At 61.5% G+C, this 6,293-nt stretch carries 5 protein-coding genes and 1 pseudogene; 4 read left to right on the top strand and 2 right to left on the bottom strand.

Going from position 1 to position 6,293, the window contains the following annotated elements:
- Window positions 1–314: 314 nt before the first annotated feature.
- The gene (locus HQL56_17445) at window positions 315–1,103 is read right to left on the bottom strand and encodes a dienelactone hydrolase family protein (protein ID MBF0311304.1); all 789 of its coding nucleotides are present in this window, start codon (window positions 1,101–1,103) and stop codon (window positions 315–317) included.
- A 100-nt stretch (window positions 1,104–1,203) separates the two neighbouring features.
- Between HQL56_17445 and HQL56_17440 the strand changes: the two genes are divergently transcribed.
- The 4 genes and pseudogenes from HQL56_17440 (at window position 1,204) to HQL56_17425 (ending at window position 4,507) form a co-directional block, all read left to right on the top strand.
- On the top strand, window positions 1,204–2,187 hold the full coding sequence (locus HQL56_17440; protein ID MBF0311303.1) for a hypothetical protein: 984 nt from the start codon (window positions 1,204–1,206) through the stop codon (window positions 2,185–2,187).
- Between the two features lie 98 nt (window positions 2,188–2,285).
- Window positions 2,286–3,377 carry an AAA family ATPase gene (locus tag HQL56_17435; protein MBF0311302.1) on the top strand — a complete coding sequence of 364 codons (1,092 nt, stop codon included), beginning with the start codon at window positions 2,286–2,288 and terminating at the stop codon, window positions 3,375–3,377.
- Between the two features lies 1 nt (window position 3,378).
- Window positions 3,379–4,075: pseudogene (locus tag HQL56_17430) on the top strand (DUF4276 family protein).
- Between the two features lie 30 nt (window positions 4,076–4,105).
- Complete coding sequence (locus HQL56_17425) at window positions 4,106–4,507, top strand: nuclear transport factor 2 family protein (protein ID MBF0311301.1); 402 nt, start codon at window positions 4,106–4,108, stop codon at window positions 4,505–4,507.
- 12 nt (window positions 4,508–4,519) lie between these two features.
- Here the strand turns inward: HQL56_17425 and HQL56_17420 are convergent.
- On the bottom strand, window positions 4,520–6,293 hold a 1,774-nt coding region (locus HQL56_17420; GenBank protein ID MBF0311300.1), incomplete at its 5' end, for a PAS domain S-box protein.

Raw genomic sequence — 6,293 nt, 5'->3', positions numbered from 1 at the left:
CGGATTTATCGCAGCGGACCGCGGGGGGGCAAGGGGGGGCCTCATCCCCCCATCCGTTGACGTTGACTTTCTGCCGTTAGGGCTTTGGGGAAATATCGGATTTTGGTTTGCTGGTGTGTTCAAAGATGGGGGGATGAGGCCCCCCCTTGCCCCCCCGCGGTCCGCAGCGGGTCGTCCGGATCGTGCGGGTGGTGAGTGGGTGCGCTTTCTTTTGATGCTGCGGACCGCTTACGGACACGTCAACGGATAAAACCTCGGGGCTCCGCCCCGAACCCCGCCGGGGGGGATAATCCCCCCCGGACCCCGGTATTTTTTTACGGCACGAAGACCTCCTTCAAAAACACCTCCAACGCCTTCCAGGAGCGCTTGTCCGCTGATTCATCATACGCCAGTCCCTCGATGCCCATCTTTCCCGCTTCCGGATTGGTAAATCCATGCTTCGCGCCGCCATACACCACCATGCTCCAATCCGCCTTGGCCTCCTCCAACCCCTTCTGAAACGCAACGATCCGTTCCGCCGGTATGAACCCGTCCGCCTGCCCGTGCGCCACCAACACCTTGGCCCGAATCCGCCCCAAATCCTCCCCAACCGCCGGCGGCAACGAGCCGTGAAAACTCGCCACCCCCCGCAAATCCATCCCCGCATACGCCATCTGCATCACCGTGGCCCCACCAAAACAATACCCGATGGCCGCCACCCGCTCCTTGTCCACCACCGCCTCCTGACGAAACGCCTCCAAGCCCAGACGCGCCCTCTCCCGCCAGGCGGCGATATTGCCCGTAATCTGCTTCATCCACTCCCCGGCGGTACCCCCGTGAGTGGTCACCTTGTTGTCGCCATACATGTCCATGGCAAAGGCCGCATAGCCCATCCCGGCCAACATCCTGGCCCGCCCCAAGGCATAATCGTTGAGCCCCCACCACTCGTGAACCACCACCACCCCCGGACGCGGCCCCGCAATGGCATCATCCCACGCCAACCACCCCTTGAGCGCCACCTCCCCATCCCGATAAACCACCTCCTTGGTCTGCACCGCCGCCTGCACCGACCCCGCCCACAGCACCAAACCCACACAGACCCCCAGCAAGCAACGCTTCAACATACCCACCTCCGCGAAAATGTGGCAATATCCCCAGGAATCCCCCATGATTGCTCCAGAAAAGCAGGCCGTGTCAAGCCCTGACCATTAATTAAGTAATTCAATGACCCGTTCTCCCCTGAAAGTGCTGTTCACCATCGATGTGGAAACCTGGCCCGCCGATTGGAAGAAGGCCACGTCCGACGAGGTGCGTCGCTCCATGTCCCTGTGCATCGAGGGCCATACCCCTCAGGGAGATTGCGGCCTGCCCTTCCAGTTGGCGCTGTTCCGACGGCACGGCCTCAAGGCCATCTGTTTCGTGGAACCCCTCGTGGCCGGATTCATCGGAGCGGAACCCCTGCGGGAGGTGGTTTCGAGCATACGGTCCGCAGGCCAGGAGGTGCAGTTGCACCCCCATACCGAATGGCTGGGCCGCTGGCCCGACCCGCCGGCGGGCGTGGCGACACGCGGCGACCGGCTGCACCAGTTTCCGGGCCCGGAACAGGTGCGGATTTTTCAGTTGGGGCGGGAGCTTCTGGACCGGGCCGGAGCGGGGCCGGTGTCGGCGGTTCGGGCCGGCAGCTTCGGGGCCAACGATGCCACGCTGCGGGCGGCGGCGGAGGTCGGATTGGCCTTCGAAGCCAGTTTCAACGCCTGTTACCGGGGCCGGGAGTGCCGCATGGACGGGGTGGGCCGCCCGCTGCTGCCGCAACGCCACGAAGGCATCACCCTCCTGCCCATGGGCTGGTTCGAAGACTGGCCCGGCCATGGCCGACACCTGCAAGTGACCGCCTGCTCCCTCGCGGAGCTGACCGGCGGTCTGGAAGCCGCCTATCGCGCCGGCTGGAGCCACCTGGTGCTGCTTTCCCACAGCTTCGAGGCGGTGGACCGCAACCGGGGATGTGCCGACCGCACGGTGCTGCGTCGCCTGGAAGGGCTGGCGGCCTGGCTGGCGCACCATCGGGATCGTTTCCAAACCCAACATTGCGCCGACCTGCCGCAGGAAGGTTTCCCGGTTGCGGGCGAGGGCCTGGTGCTGACCTCCCCTCCGTGGCGCACCCTGGGCCGCATGGCGGAGCAAGGTGCCCGCAGGTGGCGCAACGCATAACCCTGGCCGGGAAGGCTTGGTTGCAGGGAATGGAAGAGGTGACATGCCATGCGGATGTTTCGATGGCGGGTTCGCTCGGTTTGGGGAGTCGGTTACTCATGTTCAAGTCCTGCGTCAGTTCGTTAACGATTGCCGGCTACAAATCGATCCGCGAATTGAAGGATTTCAATCTCAGTGCCTTGAATGTGCTGATCGGAGCCAACGGAGCGGGCAAAAGCAATTTCATCAGCCTCTTCCGCCTGCTCAACCGGATGTACGAACAACAATTGCAGGTCTTCGTGCAGCAACAGGGCGGGCCGGAGGCTCTGCTGCATTTCGGCCGGAGGACAACTCCCCGGTTTCGTGCCGAAGTCTATTTCGGGAATAACGGGTATCAATTCACCTTGGTTCCTACGTCGGATAATCGTCTGGTGTTTGACACTGAGCAGGGTTGGTTCAAGAAATATTACCCGAACCCCTGGACGGAACCACTTGGGCGTGGGCATGAGGAGGCCAAACTCAAAGAGGCCAAGGTGGATATTGCCAAGTATGTGCAAGCAGGGGTGAGTCAATGGCGGGTTTACCATTTCCACGATACCGGGGAGAACGCCGGTCTCAAGCAACGCCATGCGGCCAATGACAATTTACTCCTCAAACCGGACGCTGCCAATCTGGCCTCCTTTCTCCGGCGGCTCAATAATAAATTTCCGGAACACCATCAGCGCATTGTGGAGACCATTCGTTTGGTGGCCCCCTTTTTTGGAGATTTCGTGCATCGGGATGAAGACGAAGAGTACCTGGAGCTGGAATGGACCCGGAAAGGGCAGCCGGATACGCCGTTCAAGGCCCACGTCCTTTCCGATGGCACCTTGCGTTTCATCTGTCTGGCAACCCTGTTGCTGCAACCTCCGGGGTGGATGCCCCATACCGTGCTGATCGACGAGCCGGAGTTGGGTTTGCATCCTTACGCCATTTCGATTCTGGCGGGTCTGTTCCGGGAGGCGAAACAGCAGCAAAAACAGTTGATTTTGGCCACCCAGTCCGTCGAATTGGTCAATGAACTCTCGCCGGGGGATGTGGTGGTGGTGGAGCAGGAGGAGGGGGGAGGTTCGACCTTCCGGCGCTTTTCTCAAGAGGAGCTGGCCTGCTGGCTGGAGCAGTACTCCCTGGGCGAATTGTGGAAGCGCAACATCCTCGGCGGAAGGCCGTGACATGGTCGAGGTGATCGTCTTTGCGGAGGGGGCGACCGAGGAGCAGTTCATCAAACGAGTGGTGGCCCCGTCGTTACGCCCCGTCGGGGTCTTCCTCAAGTCTCAACTGCTTTCAACCTTCCCAACCGTCCGGGGAGGGGCACTCAACAAGGACCGATTGCTGTATTACGCCCGAGCCACCCTGAAGCAAAAACCCATGGCTGTTTTGACGACGTTTATCGATCTGTACGGCCTGGATACGGGTTTTCCCTCCTACGGGGAGGCGATGCGCAAACCGGATTTGGAGGCAAGGCCGGCGTGTCTGGAAACGGCCTTGAAGCAGTCGATCATCGACCATGCGGAGTGTCGTCCGGAGCGGGTCATTGCCTACATCCAACCTTATGAGTTCGAGGGATTGCTGTTTGCCGACTGTGAGGTGTTGAGCCGGGCGGTGCCGGGGTGGGGGAGTTGTTTGTCGAAGTTGAGAGCGATTCGCAACGCCTTTGCCGGTCCGGAGGAGATCAACAATCACCGCGACACCTCTCCCGCCCGACGCCTGAAAGGGGTGTTGCGCCCGAAATACGAAAAAAGTGAGCCATGGTCCCCTGATTGCCGAAAAAATCGGGCTTGCCGTGCTGGAGCGGGAATGCCCACACTTTCGGGGCTGGATGGAGACCTTGCGGGGAGTATCCGCTGATGCCCGAGAGGCGTCGCCGTAACCACGTCATCCGAACGAAAAGGGGAACCCCATGGAAATATACTTTCGCGATCCGGCCAAAGAGGCCGTCTGGCGCACCATTCGGGCCCTGAACGAGGCCTGGACCAAAGGGAGGCCCGACGATCTGGCGGACTATTTTCACCGGGACATGGTGGCGCTCACGCCGACGGATCGGCATCGTCTCGATGGGGGAGCGGCTTGTGTGGCGGCCTGGAAACGCTTCGCGGAGACGGCTCGCATCGCGCGCTGGGAGGAGCGGGATCCGGTGATTCACCTTTATGGCGAGGCGGCGGTGGTGGCCTACGATTTCGCCATTACCTTCGATATGGGCGGCGGCCCCATCGAGATGAACGGGCGGGATCTCTTCTTCCTGGTACGGCAGGAGGGGCGCTGGTGGGTGGTGGCGGATCAGTTCTCCCCGCATCCCGCCTGAGGGGGGCTGGCCTCAATCCGGCGTGGGTTGGGGCGGAAGCACGGGAAACCGCATGCGAAAGAAGGCCCCGTTTCCGGGGCTGCTTTCGCAGGTGATGCGGCCCCCCAGGGACTGGGTAACCAGATTGTAGACGATATGCATCCCCAGTCCACTGCCGCCCCGATCGCGGCGGGTGGTGAAAAAGGGCTCGAAGATGCGCCGCCGGGTCTCCTCTTCCATGCCGCGACCGTTGTCCCGATAGGTGAAATCGATCGAATCCCCCTCCTGGGCGATGCGAATGTCGATCCGCCCGTTTTCCTCCTCTCCGAAGGCGTGAAGACGCGAATTGCCGAGAAGATTGATCACGATCCGGGAGAGGGCGCCGGGATAGCTGGTGATTTCCAAGGTCTCCTCACACTCCAGGTGGATCTCCAGTCGGGTGTTCTTCAACTCGTGGTGCAGGGTGGTGATGGCGGAGGTCACATACTCCTTGACCCGAAAGGAGCGCAGCCGTTCGCAGGACTGATCCACCGCCACCGATTTGAAGCTGTGTACCAACTCCGCCGCCCGTTCCAGATTGCTCAGGGTGAGACTGGTCAAGCGTCGGGTGGAGGCGAGGAACTCCTCCATCTCCTCTTCGCTGACGCCTTCCGAACGCATCAACCGTTCGAAGAGGTCGATGCGTTCCTTCAACTCCGACGTGGCGGTGACGCCGATGCCGACCGGGGTGTTGATCTCGTGGGCCACGCCGGCCACCATGCCTCCCAGTCCCGCCATCTTTTCGGACTGAATGAGGTTGTCGAGCAGACGTTTCTCCTCGGTGATGTCCGCGATCATGCCGACGATGGCGAAGCGACCATCCAGGAGCATGCGGTTGAGGGCCAGGCGAATGGGGAACAGGCTACCATCCCGCCGAATCGCCTCGGTTTCCAGGGTGGCGGGTGAGTGCGACGGTTCGTTGGCACGCAGGAAATAGGAGAAAAACCGGTTCAGATGACTGGCCTGCAGGGCGGGCGGGATGAGTTCCAGAACCGGTTGCCCCACCATCTCCGCCGAGGAGGCGCGGAAGAGGCGTTCGGAGGAGGGATTGAATACCCGGATAATACCCTCTTCATCGACCACGACGATACCGAAGGGGGCTTTGGCGATGATTTCATGAAGCTGTTCCTTCAGTTTCTTCTCTTCGGTGATGTCACGAATCAGCGCGGCGGAGCCGATGGCGTGGTTGTCGATCTTGAAGGTGGCCCCGTGGAAATGCAGCACCCGACCCTTGTAAACCAGGGTGGAGGGCATCTCCACCCCCTCCCGCTCCAGATAGGTGCGGAGATATTCCGGATCATCCAGCAGGTTGAAAAAACCTTCGGATTCGATCTGGCCCGAGGGTTTTTGCAGCAGGCGTTCCGCCGCCGGGTTGACCAGGACGATCTCCCCGTCCGGATTGGTCACCACGATGCCCTCCTTCACGCTGTGAATGATGGTGCTCAACTTGTTGCGTTCGTGCTGCAGTCCCTCGTAGGTGAGGCGCAGGCGACGGGCCATTTCGTTGAAGGTGGTGGCGATGGCGCTGACCTCGTCGTGTCCCGGGGCATCGATGCGCTCTTCGAGATGGCCCTCGGCGATGCGGTTCATGGCCTCCTTGATCCCGCCGAGAGGGCGGACCAGCACCTGGCGGATGGTCAGGAGCAGACCGGCGAGTATCAGAAACAGGGTTGCGGCGGCAACGCCGACGGCTTCCCGTCGCGTGGTGCGGATATCCTCTTCCGCTTGAGAGAGGGAGGTGGTGATGCGCAAAACCCCCAGCGGCCGG

Source organism: Magnetococcales bacterium (assembly GCA_015231925.1).
GTDB lineage: Bacteria > Pseudomonadota > Magnetococcia > Magnetococcales > JADGAQ01 > JADGAQ01.
The sequence above is the reverse complement of the archived record's forward strand: the minus strand, read 5'-3'. Positions and strand labels throughout refer to the sequence as shown.

Bases quoted from the DNA above. Each gene is read 5' to 3' on its own strand.
- HQL56_17445 (MBF0311304.1), bottom strand. From the start codon at position 1,103: ATGTTGAAGCGTTGCTTGCTGGGGGTCTGTGTGGGTTTGGTGCTGTGG.
- HQL56_17440 (MBF0311303.1), top strand. From the start codon at position 1,204: ATGACCCGTTCTCCCCTGAAAGTGCTGTTCACCATCGATGTGGAAACC.
- HQL56_17435 (MBF0311302.1), top strand. From the start codon at position 2,286: ATGTTCAAGTCCTGCGTCAGTTCGTTAACGATTGCCGGCTACAAATCG.
- HQL56_17425 (MBF0311301.1), top strand. From the start codon at position 4,106: ATGGAAATATACTTTCGCGATCCGGCCAAAGAGGCCGTCTGGCGCACC.